Below are 21,711 nucleotides of genomic sequence, written 5' to 3'. Positions count from 1 at the left end.
AATCGACCGATCACGGGGCGCGACGGAGCACCGCTAGACCGGAACCTTGAACTCGGAGGCGAAGGCCGCGAGCTGCGGGCGCAGATTGATCACGCCTTCAGGCGAGGCAAGCATCCAGTCGAGCCGCTCGCGGAGCTTGCCGGCGTCGAGCGCACGCAGCATCGCCTTGACCGGGCCGATCGAGGCGGCCGACATCGAGAAGGCGCGGTAACCCAACCCGATCAGCGCCATGGTCTCCAGCGGCCGGCCGCCCATCTCGCCGCAAACCGTGACCGGACAGCGGCTTTCGCGCGCGGCATCGACGATGCGCTTGAGCGCCCTCAGGGCTCCGACGCCGAGCGGATCGAAGCGATCGGCCACCCGCTTGTTCTCGCGATCAGCGGCGTACAGGAACTGCATCAGGTCGTTGGTGCCGATCGAGAGGAAATCCGCCTCATGCGCGATCTCCGGCAACTCGAACAGCAGCGACGGCACCTCGACCATCACGCCCACCCGCAGGTCGCGCGGCGGCGCCACGCCCTGCTTCTCCAGCATCGCCTGCTCGCGGTTCAGAATCATCCGGGCGCGCCGAAACTCCTCGGTCGTCGCCACCATCGGCAGCATGATCTTGAGGTCGCGCCCCGCGCCCGCCCGCAGCATCGCCCTGAGCTGCGCCCGCAGCAGGCGCGGCTTGTCGAGACCGATGCGGATCGCCCGCCAGCCCAGCGCCGGGTTCTCCTCCTCGATCCGCTCCATATAGGGCAGCACCTTGTCGCCGCCGATATCCAGCGTGCGGAAGGTGACCGGGCGGCTGCCGGCTGCGTCGAGCACAGCGGCGTAGAGCGCCTGCTGCTCGCTGGTGGTCGGCATGTGCTGCGCCACCATGAATTGCAGCTCCGTCCGAAAGAGACCGATGCCGGAGGCCGCCGTCGCCGCAATGTTCGGCATGTCGATGATCAGGCCGGCATTGATCTGCAGCGTGATCTCGGCACCGTCCCTGGTGACGGCCGGCAGCTCCTTGAGCTTCTCGTACTGCTTCTGCTTGCGCGCCCGGAGCCTGGCCTTGTCCTTGTAGGCGTTCTCGACATCGGGCTGCGGGCGAATCTGCACCTCGCCGGCCTGCCCATCGACGATGATGGCGTCACCGGCCTGAACCAGCGCGGTGGCGTTCACCACCTCACCGACCGCAGGAATGCCCAGGGCGCGCGCCACGATGGCGATGTGGCTCGCCGGCCCGCCCTCTTCGAGGAGAAGGCCGCGCAGCCGCGACCGGTCGTAGTCGAGAAGCGCCGCGGGCCCCATCGAGCGCGCCACCAGGATGGCGTTCTCCGGCAGGTCCTCGCGGGCGACGCCGTTGGCCTTGCCCGTGAGCGTTCGCAGCAGCCGGTTCGCCAGATCGTCGAGATCGTGCAGGCGCTCGCGCAGATAAGGATCGGTCTGGCGCAACATCTTGGCGCGCGTATCGGACTGGACGCGCTCGACCGCGGCCTCCGCGGTGAGACCGGTCAACACCACCTCGCGCATCCGGCGCAGCCAGCCCTGGTCATGAGCGAACATGCGGAAGGTCTCGAGCACGTCGCGATGCTCGCCGGTGTGGGCGACGTCCCCGCGCTCGATCAGTTCGTCGATCGAGGCGCGCATGTCGCCGATGGCAGCCTCCAGCCGGGTCACCTCGGCCGCCGGGTTCTCGGCGATGAGGTTGGTGATGGTGACGCGCGGCTCGTGCAGCACCGCATGGCCGAGGCCGACGCCGTCCGCCAGCGAAACGCCGACGCCGTGGATCGGCCGGTCGAGGCCGATCGAGGCGCCCGGCGCCGCCAGCGACTTCAGCCCGCCGGCCGCGATCATCTCCGCCATGATCATGGCGGTGGTCTGCAGCGTCTCGATCTCCTCCTCGGAATAGATCCGGGAGGCGCGGTTCTGAATGACGAGCACGCCCATCACAGCGCCGCCGCGCAGGATCGGCACGCCGAGGAAGGAACGGTAGATCTCCTCGCCCGTCTCGGGGCGGTAGGAGAAGGCCGGATGCGCCTGCGCATCGGACAAGGCGAGCGGCTCCGCCTCGCTGGCGATGAGACCGACCAGTCCCTCTCCGGCCCGCATGGTCGTCAGATGGACCGCCTCGCGGTTGAGGCCTTCGGTAGCGTACAATTCGAGAGAGCCGTCCTCGCGCAGGACGTAGACGGAGCAGACCTCGGCGACGAGGTTGCCGGCGATCAGGACGACAAGCCGGTCCAGCCGCTCCTGCGGGCTGACGGACGCGGCCATCACCTCGCGGAGGCGGCGCAGCAGAACGCCCGGTCCTCCGAGAGCGCCTCGCATCGATCTCAGCCCTCCGCCCGCCTCCTCAGCCATCGACGATACGATGCCTGTCCAGACCCTGAGTCGCCCACCCGGATCATTGCGCCTTCTAGCGACGAAAGCCCGCCTTCGGCAAGGGGCGCCGACAAAGCTAGCGGCATCCGATACCCTCCAGGGCCGGTGCCATCACATTCACGCTTCACCGGACGAGCGTCAGATGGGAGCCGTCGTCGGAGGCAACGCTACGCTTCCGAGCGCCTCCAGGCGCGCGGCCCGTTCCCTCGCCGCGCTCCGGTCCCGCGGGATCTGTCTTGCGGCTTCCACGCTTCGGCGGCGCCTTAGCCTTGGGCGGCAATTCGGCTGCCTCGTCCGGCGCGCGGTTACCTGTGAGCGCATCCAGATAGCGCTGCGTCCACCAGTGGATACCGCTGTTCTCGATGGCGCCATAGAGCAGCTCGAACCGGCGTATGCGCTCGCTTTTCGGCATGGCCAGCGCGGTGCGGATCGCCTCGGCGACCTCGTGGGTATCGTAGGGGTTGACGATCAGGGCCTCGGAAAGCTGCTGGGCGGCACCGGCAAAGCGCGACAGCACGAGCACACCGGGGTCGGCTGGATTCTGGGCCGCGACATACTCCTTGGCGACGAGGTTCATGCCGTCCCGCATCGGCGTGACCAGCCCGACCTGGGCGCGGCGATAGAAGCCGGCCAGCGCCGTGCGCGAATAGGCCTTCTTGACGACGCGGATCGGCGTCCAGTCGAATTCGCCGAGCTGCGCGTTGAGCCGACCGGCTACCTCGTCGGACATGCGGTCGAGCTCGGCGTATTCCGGCACGTCGCTGCGGGACGGCGGCGCGATCTGCAGCAGGCTGACCCGGCCGCGCTCGTCCGGATGACTGCGCAGGAACTGGCCGAAAGCCTCGAGGCGCTGGACGATACCCTTGGAGTAGTCCAGCCGGTCGACGCCGATCACCAGCTTGCGCTCGCCCAGCGATTCGCGCGTCGCCCGCAACGGCGTGGCCGCCTGCCTCACCGAGGCAGAGGCCAGACGACGGAAGGCCTCGACATCGATCCCGATCGGGAAGGCCTGCACCGCCGTTTCACGCACCCCGAGCCGCACGCGCCGCCCGTCCGAGACGGCGCCGCACATCGTCACGAGGCAATCGACCAGATTGCGGACATCCGGAGCCGTCTGCATTCCGACGAGATCGTAGGCGGCGAGCGTCCGCACGAGCGTGGCGCTGAACGGGAGCGCCGTCAGCGTGTCGGCCGAAGGCCAGGGGATATGATGGAAATATCCGATGCGATTGGTCACGCCCCGGCGGCGCAACTCGGCGGCCAGCGGGATGAGGTGATAGTCATGGATCCAGATCACGTCGTCGGGCCTGAGCATCGCCGACAGTTCGCGGGCGAAGCGCCGGTTGACGCCGAGATAGCCCATGTAGTCGTCGCGCTGGAACTCGGTCAGCCCGAGCCGATAGTGCATGATCGGCCAGAGCGCCCGGTTCGAGAAGCCGAGATAGTAGCTCTCGCGCTCGGCCTCGCTGAGATCCGTCACGGCATAGGTGACGTTGCCGCGTTGCATTTCGCGAACCTGGCGGGCGGCTCCTACCACTCCGCTCCAGCCGAACCAGAGGCCGCCATGCTTCTCCAGCGCCTCGCGCAGAGCCACCGCCAGGCCACCGGCCGTCGCCTTCTCATGACGATCGGGAATGGTGACGCGGTTCGAAACGACGACGAGACGCATAGGCGACGAATTCTCCGAGGGAAGGCCGCCCGATTTTCGCCACCGGCGGCAGGAACAGAACGCCGCGAAAGGCGTAATGTTTCCGTGATGCAGGGCCGGGGGCGTGGCGAAGCAGTGGCGGCCTTGCGGTGAAATCGTGTCCCGCATGTTAGGCATCCAGTAGATTCAGACAACCCCAGCGACGAAATTTCCGGGGCGACGCCCTGCAAATTGTGAGAAGAAAGGATTATCGGGCTGGGCGGCCGTTCTTCTGCCGCCTTCCTTGCCCAGATACACAGCGATGACGACCTTGATAGAGCCAGAATCTGCCTACGGCTTGCGCAATATCGTTCCAGATCAGGAGCAGATCGCTCTCTTTCTGGACTTCGACGGTACGCTTGTCGAAATCGCGCCTTCGCCGGAAGACGTGAAGCTCGACCGCCGTGTCGCGCCCGCGCTCGAGGCTTTGCGGAACAGGCTCGGCGGCGCGCTCGCGCTCGTCTCCGGCCGCCCGATCGCCTTCCTCGATACGATGCTCGCCCCGCATGTCTTCGACATCGCCGGGCTTCATGGCGCGCAGATCCGGGTCGGCGGCGAACTGCGGGCCCAATCGGAGGCCCCGGGCAGCCTGCATGAGGCCGTGCGGGATCTGGTCCGCTTTGCCAACAGCCATGTCGGCATCATCGTCGAGGACAAGCGGGTATCGGTGGCGCTGCATTGGCGCCTCGCCCCCTCGCTGCAGGACGAGGCGCTGGCGCTGATGCGCAGGACAGCGGCGGCAATGGGCCCCGGGATGCGTCTGCAGGAAGGCAAGTCGGTCGCAGAGCTGGTTCCGGCGGGGGCCAGCAAGGGCAGCGCCATCGGTTGGCTGATGGAGACACCCGCCTATGCCGGCCGCCGGCCGGTGTTCATCGGCGACGACATCACCGACGAGGACGGCTTCAAGGCCGTCAACGCGATGGGAGGACTGTCCGTGCGGATCGGACGTGACCGCGAGAGCCATGCCGCGCTGCGGCTGGCGTCGCCGACGGCGCTGCGCCACATTCTTCTCGAGGCTGCCGAAACCGGCCGTCTTTCCGCCGACAGCTTCGCCGCGACGAACCAGGACTGACCATGACCGTAACGACCACGGCCGCGGGGCACCACTCCGCCTCGCTCGACCTCGGCGTCATCGGCAATTGCTCGATCGCCGCGCTCATCGACCGCCGGGCCCGCATCGTGTGGGGCTGCTTTCCACGTTTCGACCGGGATCCGGTCTTCTGCTCGCTCATCAACAACGAGGCGGATGACGGCGACGAGGCGCTGGAAAAGGGGTTCTTCGGCATCGAGCTCGTCGGCATGACGCGCTGCGAGCAGAGCTATCTCGACAACACCGCGATCCTCTCATCGGTGCTTTCCGACGATCAGGGCAACGCCATCGAGATCCTCGACTTCGCCCCGCGCTTCGTCCGCTACGAACGCTTCTTCCGCCCGCCGCAACTCGTGCGGCGGGTGCGGCGCGTCTCCGGCCGCCCCCGCATCCGCGTACTGCTGAAGCCCTGTCTCGGCATCGGCGAGGAGCCGGATGAAATCACCCGCGGCTCCAACCATGTGCGGTTCGTCGGCGCGGACCAGACCATTCGGCTGACCACCAATGCACCGCTCTCCTATGTCGTCGAGGGCACGCCCTTCGCGGTCGACCACAACTATTCGTTCTTCATCGGCTCGGACGAAGCGCTGCGCGCCGAGATCGAGACGACCTCGCGCGAATTTCTGGACAAGACGACCGACTATTGGCGGGACTGGGTCCGCTCGCTCTCGATCCCGTTCGAGTACCAGACGGCGGTGATCCGGGCCGCGATCACGCTGAAGCTCTGCTCGTTCGAGGAGACCGGCGCGATCGTGGCCGCACTGACCACCTCGATCCCGGAAGCCCCGGGCACGCAGCGCAACTGGGACTACCGCTATTGCTGGCTGCGCGACGCCTATTTCGTCGTGCACGCGCTGAACCGGCTCGGCACGACCCGGACGATGGAAGACTATCTCGGCTTCATCACCAACATCGTCGATTCGTTCTCGGAAAGCGGCGCGGAACATCTGCCGCCGCTCTATCCGATCACCCGCGGGGGAACGCTGACGGAGTTCGAGGCGAGCCACCTGACCGGCTATCGGGGGCACCGGCCGGTGCGCTTCGGCAACGGCGCCGCGGGGCAGATCCAGAACGACGGCTATGGCGCGGTCGTGCTGGCGGCGACGCATTCCTTCTTCGACCGCCGCCTCATCCAGCCCGGCAAGGATACCTTGTTCGGCCAGCTCGAACGCATGGGCGAGCTGGCTCTCGGCGTCTTCGACAAACCCGATGCCGGGCCCTGGGAGCTCCGTGAAAAGGAGGCGGTCCATGCGTTTTCGAGCGTGATGTGCTGGGCTGCCTGCGATCGACTCGCCCGCATCGCCGGGGCGCTCGGCCGAGCCGACCGCAAGGACTATTGGAAGAGCGAGGCCAAGCGCCTGCGGGGCGTGATTTCCGAGCGCATCTGGAACGAGCACAAGGGTCATTTCGTCTCGACCTTCGACGGCGAAGACCTCGATGCGACGCTGCTGCTGCTAGCCGAGCTCGGCTTCGTCAAGGCCGACGACGCCCGTTTCGTCGCCACCGTCGAGGCGATCGGGCGCGACCTGAAGCGTGGCGACCTGCTGCTGCGCTACGCCACGCAGGACGATTTCGGCTACATGCATACCGGCTTCCTGATCTGCGCCTTCTGGTATGTCGACGCGCTGAACGCGATCGGACGCGGCGACGAAGCCAAGGAGTTGTTCGAGCGGATCCTGCAGCGGCGCAACAGCTTCGGCCTATTGTCGGAAGATGCCGATCTCAAGACCGGGGAGCTGTGGGGGAATTTTCCGCAGACCTATTCCATGGTGGGCATGATCAACTGCGCGATGCGCCTCAGCCGCGATTGGGAGGAGGCCTTCTGAAACGGCCAGGAGGCGCGCGACTCAGCGCGGCGTTCCGAAGCGGAAGGCGATCGGGATCACTCCATAGACCATGGCCAGCACCATGGGTGGCACCGCGAGAGCCGTGACGCCGAAGGTGGACCAGCCCGCCGTGAAAGGCGTCAAGGCCGCCAGCAGCAGATTGATGGCGGCATAGGCGCCGAGGATAGCGACGGCCAGAAAGCGCAGGCGCGACGCGAAGCGCGCAAAGAACAATCGGATCATCCGGGGTCTCCATATAACGAAACGTTCCGTTTCTATTGATTGAACTAAACGGGCCGTTTCGTTATGTCAAGCGCAGGATGCAGCGAATGAGGTGGACGCCCATGGAGCCCAAGCCGAGACGGCGCGCCTCGATCGGCGCCAGGCGCAGCCCGGAAACCGAGGCTGCGGTCAAGGCGGCCGCGCGGGAACTCCTGGCGGAGAAGGGCTATGCCGGCTTCTCGATCGAGGAGGTCGCGCGCCGGGCCGGTGCCGGCAAGCCGACGATCTATCGCTGGTGGCCTAACAAGGCGGAGCTCTTCATCGCGATCTATGGCGTCGAGAAGGACGCGGCGATCCCGGTCCCCGACGAAGGTTCGCTCCGCGAGGATCTGCTGCGCTACACCCGCGACCTCTGGCGCTTCTGGCGCGAGGATGCGGCGGGGCGCGTCTTCCGCGGGCTGATCGCTGAAGCGCAGAGCAGCGAGACGGCGCTCGCGGCCTTACGTTTCAAATTCATGCCGGAGCGGCTGGCGTCACCGCGCCGGATGTTCGTCCGTGCGGCGGAACGCGGCGAGATCGGGCCAGAAGAGATCGACGACCGGCTCGAACTCTGGGTCGGGTTCAACTGGCTGCATGTTCTGACCGACCGGCTCAGCGAGGACGAGCCGTCGCTGAGCCGCAAGATCGCGTTGCTCTCCCGTTAGTGCCCGGTCATTCCACCCTGGCGGCCGCGCGCATCACGGCGAGCGCCAGCGTCTGCGCGGCCGGGACGATGCTCTCGACCTCCAGGAACTCGTCCGGGGTATGGGCCATGCCCCCGATCGGGCCGACGCTGCAGAGCGTCGGGGTACCCTGCGCCGCCGTGAAGCCGGAATCGGCGCAGCCGCCGGTGAATTCCGCATTGACCCCGATGCCGAAAGCAGCAGCCGCCTCGCGATAGGTCTCGTAGAGCGCAGCCGATTCGGACGAGCGCTCCAGCGGCAGGAACTCGCCCTTGATCGAGAGCACGGCACTGGTGCCGGCCACCTCGGGCGTCTCGACGATCGCCGTGATCTTGCCGACCATCTCGTCGCGCTGGACGGCGGTGACATAGCGCAGGTCGATCTCGCACCAGGCGCTGGGCGCGATGGTGTTGACGGTCTGGCCGCCACCGATCAGGCCGACATTGACCGTGACGCCCTTCTCGAGATCGGTGAGGCCCTGGAGCTTCGGAATCTTGATGCCGAGATCGACGATGGCCGAGGCACCCTTCTCGTAATTGGCGCCGGAATGGGCCGGCTTGCCGGTGAACTCGGCCCGCATGAAGACGCCGCCCTTGCGGCCGCTCGTGACGGATTGCCGGTGATCCCTGGCGAATTCGGTGCCGGCCGGGAGGCGGCTCGGTTCCGCATTGAAGACGCAGCGCGACTCGCGCGCCGCCGCCTCGATCACCGGACGCGACGACGGCGAGCCGATTTCCTCGTCGCTCGTCGTCAGCATCAGCAGCGGCGAAGCCAGGCCGCCGCATTCGGCGAAAGCGGCGGCGACGAAAGCGGAAATAACCACCCCGCTCTTCATGTCGGCGACGCCGGGCCCATAGGCCCGCGAGCCCTTGATGGTGAAGGGCCGGCGCGTCGGCTCTCCCTGCGGGAAGACGGTGTCGCGATGACCGAGCAACAGGACGGGACGCTGGTCGTTCGCCGCCGGGTTGGGCAGGCGCGCCCTGACGGCGTCTCCGAAGCGGCTGTCCGGCACGATCTCGACATCGAGCCCGTTGGCGCGATGGAAGCGAGCGACCACCTCGCCGGCCGCATCGACGCCGGCCTTGTCGTAGGAGCCCGAATCGGTATCGACCAGTTCGCGCAGCAGAGCGACCATGCCCTCCTTGCGGTTCGCCAGCCACTCCGTGACCTTCTGTTCCTCGGGACTCAACGCGCTCATCGGCTCACTCGCCTTCGTTCCGGATGGGACAATGCCGTCAGATTAGCGGCTGGGCTGCATGCGGCAATGAGGGATGGCGGCGGCGGCGCCATTCACGCATTGCATGTCGCATCCGGGCATCAGACGAGGCCGGCGGCCCAGACGGCCGTGTACGCCAGCGTGCCGACCGCCATCGGCACCAGCGGATTGACCTTCGAGCGATAGGTGACGACGGCCGTGGCCGCCGTGATCGCAAAGCCGAAGAGGCCGGCATCGGCCGCGAGCGCCGCGACCGCGCCGCTCGCCAGCATCAGGCCGAGCGCGATCGGCACCAGCGCCAACGTCACGATCCTGACGACGCGGTTGCCGCTGAAGCGCTGCAAACCGCGGCTGCAGGCGAGCGCGAGCACCGATGACGGCAGCAGCATCGCCCCCGTCGCGACGAGCAGGCCGCTGGTTCCGGCGACATGCCAGCCGACGATGCTGGCCAGCATGACGTTCGGCCCCGGCGCGGTCTGGGCGATGGCGAAGAGCCGGGCGAAGGTCGGCGCGTCCATCCAGCCGAGGATTTCGACGATCTGCCGATGGACCTCTGGCACGACCGCGTTGGCGCCGCCGATCGCCATCAGCGAAATGGTGCCGAAGGTGAGGATGAGCTGGCCGAAGATGCCGCGTTCCATCAGACGCGCCGCGCTCCGAGCGAGGCCGCGACGAGGCCGACAGGCACGAGCACCAGCAAGCTGGGCAGCATGGGCAGCCGCAGCACCCCGACGGCGAGAAAGGCGGCTGCCGCCATGACCCAGGCCCAGCGGGCGAGGTCGGCCTTGGCGAGCAGGCGCGCCGCCGTGCCGAGGATGAGGCCGGCGGCGCTGGCCGCGGCCCCGGTCAGCGCGACCTGCGCCAGCGGATGATCGGAAACCGCCTCATAGAGGTTCGCGATCGCGACCAGCGAGAGCAGCGGCATCGCCATCAGGGCGAAGACGCAGGTCAGCGCGCCGGCCGCGCCGCGGAAGCGGTCTCCCAGCATCACCGCGGCATTGACGGTGTTGGCGCCGGGCAAGGCCTGGCAGAGCCCCATGAGCTCGGCATAGGCGCGATCGTCGAGCCAGTTTCGTTCCGCGACGATGATGTGGCGCGCCACCGGGCCGACGCCGCCGAAGCCCATCAGTCCGATCTTGAGAAATCCGGTGAAGAGGTTCGGCAGGCTCGGCCGGCTGGCGCTCGCCGCTGTTTCAAGAGCGTTCATCGGCAATCGGCAAGCGGCTAGCGCCGCGCTTCCATCGCCATGCGCAGTGCAAAGCCGGCAAGCACCGTGCCCATCAGCCAGCGCTGCACCAGCGACCAGAACGGCCGCGTCTTCAGGAACAGCGCGATGCCGCCCGCGGCCATCGCGATCAAGGCATTGACGCTGCCGCTGATGACGATCTGGGTAAATCCCAGCACGATCGACTGGCTCAGCACATGGCCGGCGGCGGGATCGATGAACTGCGGCAGGAGGGCGAGATAGAGCATCGCGATCTTCGGATTGAGCAGGCTGGTCAGCAGCCCGATGGCGAAGAGCTTGCGCGGCCCGTCATGCGGCAGGTCACGCAGATTGAAGGGCGAACGGCCGCCGGGGCGCACCGCCTGCCAGGCGAGCCAGAGCAGATAGGCGGCGCCGCCCAGCCGCAGCGCGTCATAGGCATAAGGCACCGCGAAAAGCAGTGCCGTGATGCCGAACGCGGCGCAGAACATGTAGACGAAGAAGCCGAGAATGACGCCGCAGAGCGAGATCAGCCCCGCCGCCCTGCCCTGCGCGATCGAGCGCGATATCAGGTAGATCATGTTTGGCCCCGGCGTGAGCACCATGCCGAGCGCGATCAGGGCAAAGGTCGCGAGTGTCGTCATCTCGGGCATGGGCGAGAACTCCGGCAGGGATCCGGCGCTTGGAGCATGGAACGCCATGGCGAACAATCGACGGCGGCGCCGAGGCGGCCATGCGGCGCAGGGATGCGCTCGCGAGCCGGCACCGTCGCGCTTGCGGAACCCTGCGCCCTGGCTTGCCGTTGTGCCTGAGGGCGCAGGGGGGAACGATGACGCTATTCAGCCGCTTGCTCTATACGCTGATTTCCATCGCGCTTCTCGGCGCATCGGTCATGCTGATCGGCGTGGCGGTCTGGCGCACCGCAACCGGCTACTGGACCGGCGAGAACGCGCTCGACGGGATGCTGGACGCGATCGGCCTGATCATCATCGCGGTCGCCGTAGCCGATGTCGGCAAGTTCCTGTTCGAGGAGGAGGTGGTGGCGGATCGCGAGATGCGCCGGCCGGCCGAGGCGCGCGGCTCGCTGACCAAGTTTATGTCGATCATGATCGTGGCGCTCTCGCTCGAAGCTCTGGTGCTGATCGCCAAGACCACCCGGGAGACGATCAGTGACCTGGTCTATCCCGGCCTGCTTGTCCTGCTCGCCGTCCTGGCGCTGATCGGCCTCGGCCTGTTCCAGAGACTCAGCCAGCATACGACCGCCGCCGTGCCGCCGAAGCATCGGGATGGCGCCGAGGAAGCCGAAGATGCGGAGCGAGGACCGTCGGCCTAAGGCTCCATCCGGCCATCCCGAACGGCGCATTCCGATGCCGCAGACAGCCTCACCTCGCCTCGTCGACGAGGAAGAGATCAGTATCGCCCGGCGTGGCGCCGGCCGCCGTCAGCATCGCATGGATCTGGCCGCGATGGTGGGTCTGGTGGTTGAAGAGATGCGCGATGACGAAGGCCCGCGGCTTGCCCATCTCGCGCCCGGCGGCGCCGGAGTACCAGATCAGCGTGCCGCGCAACCAGTCGGGCTGGACGCTTTCGGCCCATTCGAGGATCACCCGGTCGCGCTGGCGCCGGCGGGCGCAGAACTGGTCCCAACCTTCGAAATAGCTGGCGGAGTCGCGCCCGCCGACCGCCGGTTTTTCCGTGCCGACGAGGCGGTTCAGCCAGACCTCGTCCGCCCAGAGCACGTGATTGAAAGTGCCATGGATCGACTTGAAGAAGGCGCCGCGATCAAGCTTGCGCGCGTCGTCGGTCAATGTCTGCGCGGCCGCCATCAGGCTTTCGTTCTGCCAGGCATTGTAGCGCGCCATGGTCCGGACAAAGGCGGGATCGACCATGGCGGGCTCCTCTCAGGCAATCGCGGCGATCGCATTTTCTTCACGCATCCAGCCTGCGAGAAAATGCTTCGCTTCAGATGATGTTGGCCTCCGCAAGCGGCCTGCCCGCCACGATGCGCTCATGGCCGAGATCGGCAAGATCGAGCGAGCGATAGCGGCCATGCACGATGTGCTCGGCGATGCCGCGTCCGACCGCCGGCGATTGCTGCAGGCCATGGCCGGAGAAGCCGTTGGCGAGATAGAGGTTCGAGACGCCGACCGCCGGCCCGACTATGGCGTTGTGGTCGAGCCCGCACATGTCGTAGGGGCCCGCCCAGGCCCGGCCCGGCCTGATCTGCTCGAAGGCCGGGATGCGATGGGCGAGCGGCGCCCAGACGGCCTCCTCGAAGAAGGGCCAGTCGACATCCTCGACGGAGGGGTCGGCCTCGATCCACTCGACATCCTGCTCCGGCGTCAGCGGTGAGCAGCTGCCGATGAAGAGCTGGCCTTCCGCCGTGCGCTGACCCTCCGGACGGCACCAGGCGCCGTTCGTGTCGATCAGGAGCGGGCAGCCATCGACATCGCCCTTGCAGGTGAAGGTGAAGACGTAGCGCTTCATCGACCTCACCGGGATATCGATGCCGGCCGTAGCCGCGAGCCTCGCGCCGTGGGTCCCGCTCGCATTGACCACTGCTCCGCAGGCGATGCGGCTGCCGTCGGCAAGCTCGACGCCGGTGACCCGGCTGTTTTCGGTGAGGTAGCGGGCGACCTCGCCCTGCCGGTATTCAATACCGAGGCTGCGCGCCTTCTTGCGAAAAGCCTGCAGCAAAGCCCAGCCGTCGAACCAGCCTTCGCCGCTGACGCCGAAGGAGCCGCAGGCGAGATCCGAGGTGTTCAGCCAGGGGAATTTGCTGCGCAGCATATCTGCAGCATAAAGCGCGATATCGGCGCCCTCCTGCTGCTGAAGCTTTTGATTGGCTTCGAGAATTCCTTTGCCTGCCTCGCCGGCGAGGTAGAGATAGCCGCCCTCGTGGAGATCGATCGCCGGCACCTCGCCATCGACCGCCAGATGGGTGCCGATGCTGCGCAGGAAATCGATGCCGAAGAGCGAGATGCGGATGTTGACCGCACTGGAAAACTGTTGCCGGATCGATGCGGCAGACAGCGCCGAGGCCGAATAGCGGTAGGTCGGATCCTTCTCGATGACCACGACCTTGCCGGTGAAGCCGGGATCGGCGGCGAGATGATAGGCGACGGAGGAGCCGATCGCGGCGCCGCCGCAGATCACGACATCGGCGGTTTCGGAGACGGACATGACGAGCCTCGCGCGGCAGCCCTGCAAAGAGCCGGTTGGTGAATTCCGCGCATGAATGACGCGAGAACCCAGCCTTGTCGAGAGGCTAGGCCGACGGCCCGACCTCGGCCAGGAGCCAGTCGCGAAACGCCGTCACGGCCGGCAGGTTCGCCTTCTCCTCGGGATAGACCAGATAATATCCCTCCTGTCCGACCAGCGACCGGTCGACCGGGATGACCAGGGCCCCGGAGCGCAACTCCTCTTCGACGAGGAAGCGCGGCACGATGGCCAGGCCGAGCCCCGCCACCGCCGCCTGCGAGACCATGGCGAACTGCTCGAAGCGCGGGCCCATCAGGGCGCGCTGCGGCGGCAGGCCCTGCTCCTCCAGCCAATTGGCCCAGGCACGCGGCCGGGTCGATTGCTGCAGCAGCGGAGCCCTCAGCATGTCGGCCGGCTCGGCCAGTCCGAAGCGGGCGACGAGCGCGGGCGAGGCGACCGGCACGATCTCCTCTCCCATGAGGCGGTGCAAGCGGGCGCCGGGCCAGATCGGATCGCCGAAATGGACCGCGGCGTCGAGCGGCTCTCGGTTGAAGTCGAAGGGCACGAGCTTGGTGGCGAAGTTAATGGTGATGCCGGGATGGGCCTCGGTGAAACGCGGCAGCCGCGGGATCAGCCAGCGCGTGCCGAAGGTCGGCAGAATGGCGAGATTGAGCACGCCGGCGGCGCCGCGAAAGGCCATCGCGGAGACCGTGGCGGCGGCAAGCCGGGACAAGCCGTCGCGAACCTCCGCGGCATAGGCTGCTCCCGCAATGGTGAGGCTGACGCGCTTCTTGACGCGCTCGAACAGGCTGACACCGAGCACTTCCTCGAGATGGGCGACCTGCCGGCTGACCGCGCCTTGGGTCAGGCTCAGTTCCTCGGCGGCGCGGGTGAAGCTGCCATGCCGGGCCGCCGCCTCGAAGGCGGCGAGCGCGGAAAGCGAGGGCACCGACAAGCGGCCGGGAACGAGCGCATCATCCATGAGGAATACTCACCAAGTGGTGAGAACATATCGGTTGCCCAGGCCACAGGAAAGAGGGCATTCTGCCGGCCTCAAGCGCGGCGGCCTTCGGTTCCCGCGCCTTTATGTCATGCGCCCCAGGGCACGCGCCCTTCGGCTCCCGCTCGCGACCGCTGGAAGACAAAGATGGCCACATCCCTGCCGAAAGACACGCTCGCCCTGCTCAAGCGCCTCGGCGTCTCCGAGAGCGCCTATGCCGATGCGGGCCTGTCGGCGCGCTCGCCGATAACCGGCGAGACCGTCGTGACCCTGCGCGAGACGTCGCCGACGGAGGCCGAGGCTGCGATCGGCCGGGCCCAGTCCGCCTATCTCGCCTGGCGGAAGGTGCCGGCGCCGCGCCGCGGCGAGTTCGTGCGCCTGCTCGGCGAGGAATTGCGCGCCGCCAAGACCGATCTCGGCCTGCTGGTGACGCTCGAAGCCGGCAAGGTGACCTCCGAGGGCCTCGGCGAGGTCCAGGAGATGATCGACATCTGCGACTTCGCCGTCGGCCTGTCGCGCCAGCTCTACGGTCTCACCGTCGCGACCGAGCGCCCGAACCACCGGATGATGGAGACCTGGCACCCGATCGGCGTCTGCGGCGTGATCTCGGCCTTCAACTTCCCGGTCGCGGTCTGGTCCTGGAACGCCGCGCTCGCCTTCGTCTGCGGCGACAGCGTCGTCTGGAAGCCTTCCGAGAAGACCCCGCTGACCGCTCTCGCCGTGCAGGCCATCGTCGAGAAGACGATGAAGCGCTTCGGCCCCGAGGCCCCGATCGGCCTCTCCGAAGTCCTGATCGGCGGCCGCGAGCTCGGCGACATCCTCGTTCAGGACCATCGCGTCCCGGTCGTCTCGGCCACCGGCTCGACCCGGATGGGCAAGGAAGTCGGCCAGAAGCTCGCCGCGCGCTTCGCCCGCGCCATCCTCGAACTCGGCGGGAACAATGCCGCGATCGTCGCTCCTTCGGCCGATCTCGACATCGCGCTGCGCGGCATCGCCTTCGCAGCGATGGGCACCGCCGGCCAGCGCTGCACCACGCTGCGCCGCCTGATCGTGCATGAAAGCGTCTATGACGCGCTCGTGCCGAAGCTCGCCAAGGTCTATGCTAGCGTGAAGATCGGCGATCCCCGCGAGGCCGGCGTGCTGGTCGGCCCGCTGGTCGACGAAGCCGCCTATCAGGGCATGCAGAAGGCGCTGTCCGAGGCCAAGGCCGAAGGCGGCAAGGTCCATGGCGGCGAGAAGGTCGATGTCGGCGCTGGCGGCTTCTATGTCCGCCCGGCGCTGGTCGAGATGCCCAGCCAGTGCGGCCCGGTCGAGCGCGAGACCTTCGCGCCCATCCTCTATGTGATGAAGTACAACTCCATCGACGAGGCGATCGCGATCCAGAACGCGGTCGGCGCCGGCCTGTCCTCCTCGATCTTCACGCTGAACATGCGCGAGGCCGAGCTGTTCGTCTCCGACGAGGGCTCGGATTGCGGCATCGCCAACGTCAATATCGGCCCCTCGGGCGCCGAGATCGGCGGCGCGTTCGGCGGCGAGAAGGAGACGGGCGGCGGCCGCGAGGCCGGCTCTGACGCCTGGAAGGCCTATATGCGCCGCGCCACCAACACGCTGAACTACGGCACCACGCTGCCGCTGGCGCAGGGCGTCAGCTTCGACGTGGATGCGTGATCACTAAGACACGTCATTCTCGGGCGTAGCGAAGCGCAGACCCGAGAATCTCGCGACCAGTAGCTGGTTTCCGAGATGGTCGGGTCAAGCCCGACCATGACGCAAACGATACGGGAGAGACAGAAAATGGCCGGCAGCCACAAGCTCGCGAAGTTCACCTGGGACGATGCCTATCTGCTCGACGAGCAGCTGAACGAGGACGAGCGGCTGATCCGCGACACGGCCCGTGCCTATGCGCAGGAGAAGCTCGCGCCGCGCATCCATGACGCCTATCTCGACGAGAAGACCGATCGCTCGATCTTCAACGAAATGGGTGAGCTCGGCCTGCTCGGCGTCACCGTCCCCGAGGAATACGGCTGCGCCGGCGCCAACTACGTCTCCTACGGGCTGGTTGCCCGCGAGGTCGAGCGCATCGACTCGGGCTATCGCTCGATGATGTCGGTGCAATCCTCGCTGGTGATGTACCCGATCTATGCCTATGGCAGCGAGGAGCAGCGCAAGAAGTACCTGCCGAAGCTCGGCTCGGGCGAATGGGTCGGCTGCTTCGGCCTGACCGAGCCTGATGCCGGCTCCGATCCCGGCGGCATGAAGACCCGCGCCGAGAAGGTCGCCGACGGCTACAGGCTGACGGGATCGAAGATGTGGATCTCGAACTCGCCGATCGCCGACGTCTTCGTCGTCTGGGCGAAGTCAGCCGCGCATGACAACCAGATCCGCGGCTTCATCCTCGAAAAGGGCATGAAGGGCCTCTCCGCGCCGAAGATCGGCGGCAAGCTTTCGCTGCGCGCCTCGATCACCGGCGAGGTCGTCATGGACGGCGTCATCGTGCCGGAAGAGAACCTGCTGCCGAACGTCTCCGGCCTCTCCGGCCCGTTCGGCTGCCTCAACCGCGCCCGCTACGGCATCTCCTGGGGCGTGATGGGCGCCGCCGAGGATTGCTTCCACCGCGCCCGCCAGTACGGGCTCGACCGCAAGCAGTTCAACAAGCCGCTCGCCCAGACGCAGCTCTACCAGAAGAAGCTGGCGGACATGCTGACCGAGATCACGCTCGGCCTGCAGGGCAGCTTGCGCGTCGGGCGCCTGCTCGACGACGGCAAGATGGCCCCGGAGATGATCTCGCTGGTCAAGCGCAACAATTGCGGCAAGGCGCTCGACATCGCCCGCCAGGCCCGCGACATGCATGGCGGCAACGGCATCCAGATCGAGTATCAGGTGATGCGCCACGCCGCGAACCTCGAGACGGTGAACACCTATGAGGGCACGCATGACGTCCACGCGCTGATCCTCGGCCGCGCGATCACCGGCCTGCAGGCGTTCTTCTGAGCAACGTCAGCCGTCATGCCCGGGCCTGACCCGGGCATCTCGTCCCACGCGAACCTCCCCGGAGATGGTCGGATCAAGCCCGGCCATGACGCCCGAGTCGAACCCGCCATGACGACCTCTCCCCTCGCCGGCCTGCGCGTCCTCGAATTGGCGCGCATCCTCGCAGGTCCCTGGATCGGCCAGTTGTTGGCCGATCTCGGCGCCGATGTCGTCAAGGTCGAGGCGCCCGAGGGCGACGACACCCGCAAATGGGGGCCGCCCTTCGTCGAGGGCACCGGCGACGAGCATCTCTCCGCCGCCTATTTCCACGCCGCCAATCGCGGCAAGCGTTCGATCACCGCCGATTTCCGCACGCCGGAGGGACAGACGCTGGTCCGGCGGCTCGCCGCCCATGCCGATGTGGTCATCGAGAACTTCAAGGTCGGCGGCCTCGTCAAATACGGACTCGACGCGGCCTCGCTGCGCAAGGAGTTCCCGCGCCTCGTCTACTGCTCGGTCACCGGCTTCGGGCAGGACGGCCCCTATGCGCCGCGCGCCGGCTACGACTTCCTGATCCAGGGCATGGGCGGCGTCATGTCGCTCACGGGTGAGCCGCAAGGTGCTCCGATGAAGGCCGCCTATGCGACCGCCGACATCTATACCGGACTCTATGCTACGGTCGGCATTCTCTCGGCACTGCGCCGGCGTGACGCCACGGGTGAAGGCGCCAGCCTCGACATGGCCCTGCTCGACTCGCAGATCGCGGTGCTCGGCAACCAGGCATTGAACTACCTGGTCTCCGGCTCCCTGCCACCACGGCTCGGCAACGCCCACCCGAACATCGTGCCCTATGACGTGTTCCCGGTCGCGGACGGTCATATCATCATCGCCACTGGCAATGACGGGCAGTGGCGGAAGCTCTGCGAGGTGCTGGGCGAGCCGGCACTGGCCGACCATCCCGACTATCTCGACAACAAGTCGCGCGTGACGAACCGCGTCGCGCTGACGGCCAAACTGCACCTGCTCTGCCAGCGCTATGCCAAACTCGATCTGCTGGCAGCGCTGGAGAAGGTCGGCGTGCCCGCTGGCCCGATCAACGATATCGGCGAGGTCTTCGCCGACCCGCAGGTGATCGCGCGCGGCGTCAGGGTCGACCTGCCGAGTGACGCTGCGAAGGCCGGCCATATTCCGACTGTCGCCTCGCCGATCGTCATGAACGGCGTGCGGCAGGTGGCCGAACGCCCGAGCCCACGGCTCGGCGAACATGCCGACGACATTTTGAACGACCCGGCCTGGGGAGGGCCGCAGCATGGCTAATCGCACTGGCGGGCAGATCCTCGTCGACCAGCTTCTGATCCACGGCGCCACCGACGCCTTCTGCGTGCCTGGCGAGAGCTATCTCGCCGTGCTCGACGCACTGCACGACGCCTCGATGAAGGTCACCATCTGCAGGGCCGAGGGCGGCGCCTGCATGATGGCCGAGGCCGCCGGCAAGCTCACCGGCAAGCCCGGCATCTGCTTCGTGACGCGCGGCCCCGGCGCCACCAACGCCTCGCCCGGCATCCATATCGCCGACCAGGACTCGACCCCGCTCATCCTCTTCGTCGGCCAGATCGACGGCAGCATGCGCGAGCGCGAGGCCTTCCAGGAGCTCGACTACCGCGCCGTCTTCGGCACGATGACCAAATGGGCGACCGAGATCGACGATGCCGCACGCATCCCGGAGATCATCAGCCGCGCCTTCCATGTCGCGACCTCCGGCCGCCCCGGCCCGGTCGTGATCGCGCTGCCCGAGGACGTGCTGACCGACCTCGCCGATGTCGCCGACGCCGAGCCCTATCAGGTGACGGAGCAGCACCCCGCCCCGGCGCAGATGGCCGATCTCGCCCAGCGCTTCGCTGCGGCCAGGTCGCCGATTGCGATCCTCGGCGGCTCGCGCTGGAGCCCGGAGGCGATCGCCGATTTCCAGGCCTTCGCCGAGCGTTTCGACCTGCCCGTCGCGGTGTCGTTCCGCCGGCAGATGCTGTTCCCGGCCGACCATCCGAACTTCGCCGGCGATCTCGGCATCGGCCCGAACCCGAAGCTGCTCGCCCGGATCAAGGAGAGCGATCTCGTCCTGCTGGTCGGCGGGCGCCTCTCGGAGATGCCGAGCCAGTCCTACACCCTGTTCGGCATTCCCAATCCGGGCCGACCGCTGGTGCATGTCCATGCCGACCCGGAAGAGCTCGGCCGGGTCTATCGCCCGACACTCGCGATCAACGCCTCGCCGGCCGGCTTCTGCGCCGCGCTCAAGACGATCGAGCCGCTGAAGGCTCCGGCCTGGAAGGGCGCCGGCGCTGCCGCGCATGAAGCCTATATCGCCTGGAGCGAGCAGCCGGCGCCCGTGCCCGGCGAATTCCATCCCGGCGAGATGGTGCGCTGGCTGCGCAGCCAGCTCCCCGAGGACGCCATTATGTGCAACGGCGCGGGCAACTATGCGACCTGGGTGCACCGCTTCCACCGCTTCAACAAGTTCGCGACGCAGCTGGCCCCGACCTCGGGCTCGATGGGCTATGGCGTGCCGGCCGCGATCGGCGCCAAGCGGCTTTTCCCGGATCGCACCGTCATCGCCTTCGCCGGCGACGGCTGCTTCCTGATGAACGGCCAGGATTTCGCGACGGCCGTGCAGTACGATCTGCCTGTCATCGTCGTCGTCGTCGACAACGGCATGTACGGTACGATCCGCATGCATCAGGAGCGCGAATATCCCGGCCGCGTTTCGGCAACGACGCTGAAGAACCCGGATTTCGCGGCTTACGCCAAGGCCTTTGGCGGCCATGGCGAGCGCGTCGAGAAGACCGAAGAGTTCGCCCCCGCCTTCGAGCGCGCGGTGAAGAGCGGCAAGCCCGCTATCATCCACTGCCTGCTCGACCCCGAGGCGATCACCCCGGCGAAGTCGCTTTCGACGATCCGGGCAGAGGCCCTTGCCGCCAAGGGCAAGCACTGAGGCCACGGCATCGAGACAATTCGACCGCTGCATTGAACCCGAAGCGAACTTTTCGCGACCATTGCTCGTTATCTCCGGCGAGGGAGAGGGAGAGCGGCAATGGCGCGCAAAGATCTGGCACGGCTCGGAGTGGCGGTCGCGATTTTGCTCGGCGGTCTCTCGCAGGCGCAGGCGGCCGGGTTGTTCGAAGGGCTGGCGCGCGCCATCTTCGGCAGCCCTCGGCTCTATGCGTCGCCGATCTACGAGCGCGACGAGCCGCCACGGCCAAGGCAGCGCCATCGTGCGCCTGAGGTCGCGTCGAAGCCGACACCGCCGGTCGTCGCTCTCGATCCGCAAACCGATCCTTACTGGTACCTGAAGGACCCGACGCTGAGGCGCGGCGACATCGTCGTCACGGCAGGCGGCGTGCTGGTCTATCAGGGCCGCGACAGCGATGCATCGCGCCCAGCCGATTTCGTTGCCCTCGGCGGCAGCGACCCGAAGGGCTGGAAGCAGAAGCTGCAGACCGCAGCCGCTGGTGGCCGCACCATGTTCCACAATGAACCGGCCCGCCCGGAAACCGTCACGGCGGAGGCCGGCGAGAGCGACGAGGCAGGGTCTCTCCGCTAGAGAGCTCTACTGCCAGCGCCGGCCGAACCACATCCGGCCGAGCAGCCCGTCCCGCCAGAGCAGCATATGACAGGCGACCGCCGCGACGTGGACGCTGCCCAAAGCGATCAGGATGTTGCCCGTTTGATGGTGCAACCACAGCATCCGCCGGTAGATGGCGGGGTCCGGGCCAAGCGGATGCGGCACGCGGAACAATCCGAAATAGAGCGTTGGAATCTCGATCGGCGCCGCGGCAGCCATCAGGAGGCCGGTGACCGGCAGGGCGCAGAGGCAGAGATAGAGTGCGCCGTGAACCAGGCCGGCGGAACGGCGCAACCAGGGATCTGCACTGTCGGGACCGGGCTGGCGCACCGCAAGACGCAGGACGAGCCGCAGGATCACGAAAGCCGCGATGGTCAGCCCGACGGATTTGTGAAGCTGATAGAACTCGAAGCGCGAGAGCAAATCACGCTTCTCATCCAACATGGGGCCGGAAACCCAGAACTGGAACAGGATCAGCAGGAAGGTCAACCAGTGCAAGGCGACGCTGGCCGGGTGCCAGCGCCTCGGCTTGCTCTCGGCACCCCGTCCGGTGCCGTCCCGATGCGACTTGATATCCATCTCGTCCGACAATAGGCCCCGGC

Annotated in this window: 20 protein-coding genes; 9 read left to right on the top strand and 11 right to left on the bottom strand. The window is 67.2% G+C overall.

Annotation, left to right across the window (positions count from 1 at the left end; genetic code table 11):
* Positions 1–33 precede the first annotated feature (33 nt).
* Positions 34–2,301 (bottom strand): phosphoenolpyruvate--protein phosphotransferase, encoded by a 2,268-nt coding sequence (gene ptsP / locus BGO20_RS11075; RefSeq protein ID WP_291664050.1) that lies wholly within the window; start codon positions 2,299–2,301, stop codon positions 34–36.
* A gap of 178 nt (positions 2,302–2,479) precedes the next feature.
* Positions 2,480–4,024: an alpha,alpha-trehalose-phosphate synthase (UDP-forming) gene (locus BGO20_RS11070; RefSeq protein ID WP_291664049.1), complete on the bottom strand. Its 1,545-nt coding sequence runs from the start codon at positions 4,022–4,024 to the stop codon at positions 2,480–2,482.
* 316 nt (positions 4,025–4,340) lie between these two features.
* Here BGO20_RS11070 and otsB point away from each other — a divergent pair, with 316 nt between their 5' ends.
* Positions 4,341–5,114, top strand: a complete 774-nt coding sequence (gene otsB, locus BGO20_RS11065) for a trehalose-phosphatase (protein ID WP_299857719.1) — start codon at positions 4,341–4,343, stop codon at positions 5,112–5,114.
* A gap of 2 nt (positions 5,115–5,116) precedes the next feature.
* Positions 5,117–6,958: a glycoside hydrolase family 15 protein gene (locus BGO20_RS11060; protein ID WP_291664047.1), complete on the top strand. Its 1,842-nt coding sequence runs from the start codon at positions 5,117–5,119 to the stop codon at positions 6,956–6,958.
* 21 nt (positions 6,959–6,979) lie between these two features.
* On the opposite strand, the gene BGO20_RS11055 is transcribed toward BGO20_RS11060, so the two are convergent.
* Positions 6,980–7,201: a hypothetical protein gene (locus tag BGO20_RS11055; RefSeq protein ID WP_291664046.1), complete on the bottom strand. Its 222-nt coding sequence runs from the start codon at positions 7,199–7,201 to the stop codon at positions 6,980–6,982.
* Between the two features lie 86 nt (positions 7,202–7,287).
* Here BGO20_RS11055 and BGO20_RS11050 point away from each other — a divergent pair, with 86 nt between their 5' ends.
* Positions 7,288–7,884 carry a TetR/AcrR family transcriptional regulator gene (locus BGO20_RS11050; protein ID WP_291664045.1) on the top strand — a complete coding sequence of 199 codons (597 nt, stop codon included), beginning with the start codon at positions 7,288–7,290 and terminating at the stop codon, positions 7,882–7,884.
* 7 nt (positions 7,885–7,891) lie between these two features.
* Here BGO20_RS11050 and BGO20_RS11045 read toward each other — a convergent pair whose 3' ends face one another.
* The 4 genes from BGO20_RS11045 to BGO20_RS11030 form a co-directional block, all read right to left on the bottom strand.
* On the bottom strand, positions 7,892–9,100 hold the full coding sequence (locus BGO20_RS11045) for a M20 family metallopeptidase (protein WP_291664044.1): 1,209 nt from the start codon (positions 9,098–9,100) through the stop codon (positions 7,892–7,894).
* Between the two features lie 119 nt (positions 9,101–9,219).
* Positions 9,220–9,759 (bottom strand): chromate transporter, encoded by a 540-nt coding sequence (locus tag BGO20_RS11040; RefSeq protein WP_291664043.1) that lies wholly within the window; start codon positions 9,757–9,759, stop codon positions 9,220–9,222.
* Positions 9,759–10,325, bottom strand: coding sequence for a chromate transporter (locus BGO20_RS11035; protein WP_291664042.1), 567 nt, complete (start codon positions 10,323–10,325; stop codon positions 9,759–9,761). The genes BGO20_RS11040 and BGO20_RS11035 overlap by 1 nt, the downstream gene beginning before the upstream one ends.
* A 17-nt stretch (positions 10,326–10,342) precedes the next feature.
* Complete coding sequence (locus BGO20_RS11030; RefSeq protein WP_291664041.1) at positions 10,343–10,975, bottom strand: LysE family translocator; 633 nt, start codon at positions 10,973–10,975, stop codon at positions 10,343–10,345.
* A 176-nt stretch (positions 10,976–11,151) separates the two neighbouring features.
* On the opposite strand from BGO20_RS11030, the gene BGO20_RS11025 reads away from it, so the two are divergent.
* On the top strand, positions 11,152–11,655 hold the full coding sequence (locus BGO20_RS11025) for a GNAT family acetyltransferase (RefSeq protein WP_291664040.1): 504 nt from the start codon (positions 11,152–11,154) through the stop codon (positions 11,653–11,655).
* A 49-nt stretch (positions 11,656–11,704) separates the two neighbouring features.
* On the opposite strand, the gene BGO20_RS11020 is transcribed toward BGO20_RS11025, so the two are convergent.
* The 3 genes from BGO20_RS11020 to gcvA form a co-directional block, all read right to left on the bottom strand.
* Positions 11,705–12,211 (bottom strand): DinB family protein, encoded by a 507-nt coding sequence (locus tag BGO20_RS11020; protein WP_291664039.1) that lies wholly within the window; start codon positions 12,209–12,211, stop codon positions 11,705–11,707.
* Positions 12,212–12,284: 73 nt separating this feature from the next.
* Positions 12,285–13,505 (bottom strand): NAD(P)/FAD-dependent oxidoreductase, encoded by a 1,221-nt coding sequence (locus BGO20_RS11015; protein WP_291664038.1) that lies wholly within the window; start codon positions 13,503–13,505, stop codon positions 12,285–12,287.
* 85 nt (positions 13,506–13,590) lie between these two features.
* Entirely contained in the window at positions 13,591–14,505 is a 915-nt protein-coding gene (gcvA, locus tag BGO20_RS11010; RefSeq protein ID WP_291664037.1) for a LysR family transcriptional regulator, read from the bottom strand.
* A 165-nt stretch (positions 14,506–14,670) separates the two neighbouring features.
* Here gcvA and amaB point away from each other — a divergent pair, with 165 nt between their 5' ends.
* The 5 genes from amaB (at position 14,671) to BGO20_RS10985 (ending at position 21,088) form a co-directional block, all read left to right on the top strand.
* On the top strand, positions 14,671–16,191 hold the full coding sequence (gene amaB / locus BGO20_RS11005) for an L-piperidine-6-carboxylate dehydrogenase (RefSeq protein WP_291664036.1): 1,521 nt from the start codon (positions 14,671–14,673) through the stop codon (positions 16,189–16,191).
* Between the two features lie 126 nt (positions 16,192–16,317).
* The gene (locus tag BGO20_RS11000) at positions 16,318–17,514 is read left to right on the top strand and encodes an acyl-CoA dehydrogenase (protein WP_291664035.1); all 1,197 of its coding nucleotides are present in this window, start codon (positions 16,318–16,320) and stop codon (positions 17,512–17,514) included.
* Positions 17,515–17,622: 108 nt separating this feature from the next.
* On the top strand, positions 17,623–18,810 hold the full coding sequence (locus BGO20_RS10995) for a CaiB/BaiF CoA transferase family protein (RefSeq protein ID WP_291664034.1): 1,188 nt from the start codon (positions 17,623–17,625) through the stop codon (positions 18,808–18,810).
* A complete protein-coding gene (locus BGO20_RS10990; protein ID WP_291664033.1) occupies positions 18,803–20,479 on the top strand; it encodes a thiamine pyrophosphate-binding protein in 1,677 nt (558 codons plus the stop codon). Before BGO20_RS10995 ends, BGO20_RS10990 begins: the two co-directional genes overlap by 8 nt.
* A 99-nt stretch (positions 20,480–20,578) precedes the next feature.
* Positions 20,579–21,088 carry a hypothetical protein gene (locus BGO20_RS10985; protein ID WP_291664032.1) on the top strand — a complete coding sequence of 170 codons (510 nt, stop codon included), beginning with the start codon at positions 20,579–20,581 and terminating at the stop codon, positions 21,086–21,088.
* A gap of 6 nt (positions 21,089–21,094) precedes the next feature.
* Here the strand turns inward: BGO20_RS10985 and BGO20_RS10980 are convergent, their stop codons facing one another.
* A complete protein-coding gene (locus tag BGO20_RS10980) occupies positions 21,095–21,688 on the bottom strand; it encodes a cytochrome b (protein WP_291664031.1) in 594 nt (197 codons plus the stop codon).
* Positions 21,689–21,711: the final 23 nt, after the last annotated feature.

Source organism: Allobosea sp. 67-29, from assembly GCF_001898115.1.
GTDB lineage: Bacteria > Pseudomonadota > Alphaproteobacteria > Rhizobiales > Beijerinckiaceae > Allobosea.
The sequence above is the reverse complement of the archived record's forward strand: the minus strand, read 5'-3'. Positions and strand labels throughout refer to the sequence as shown.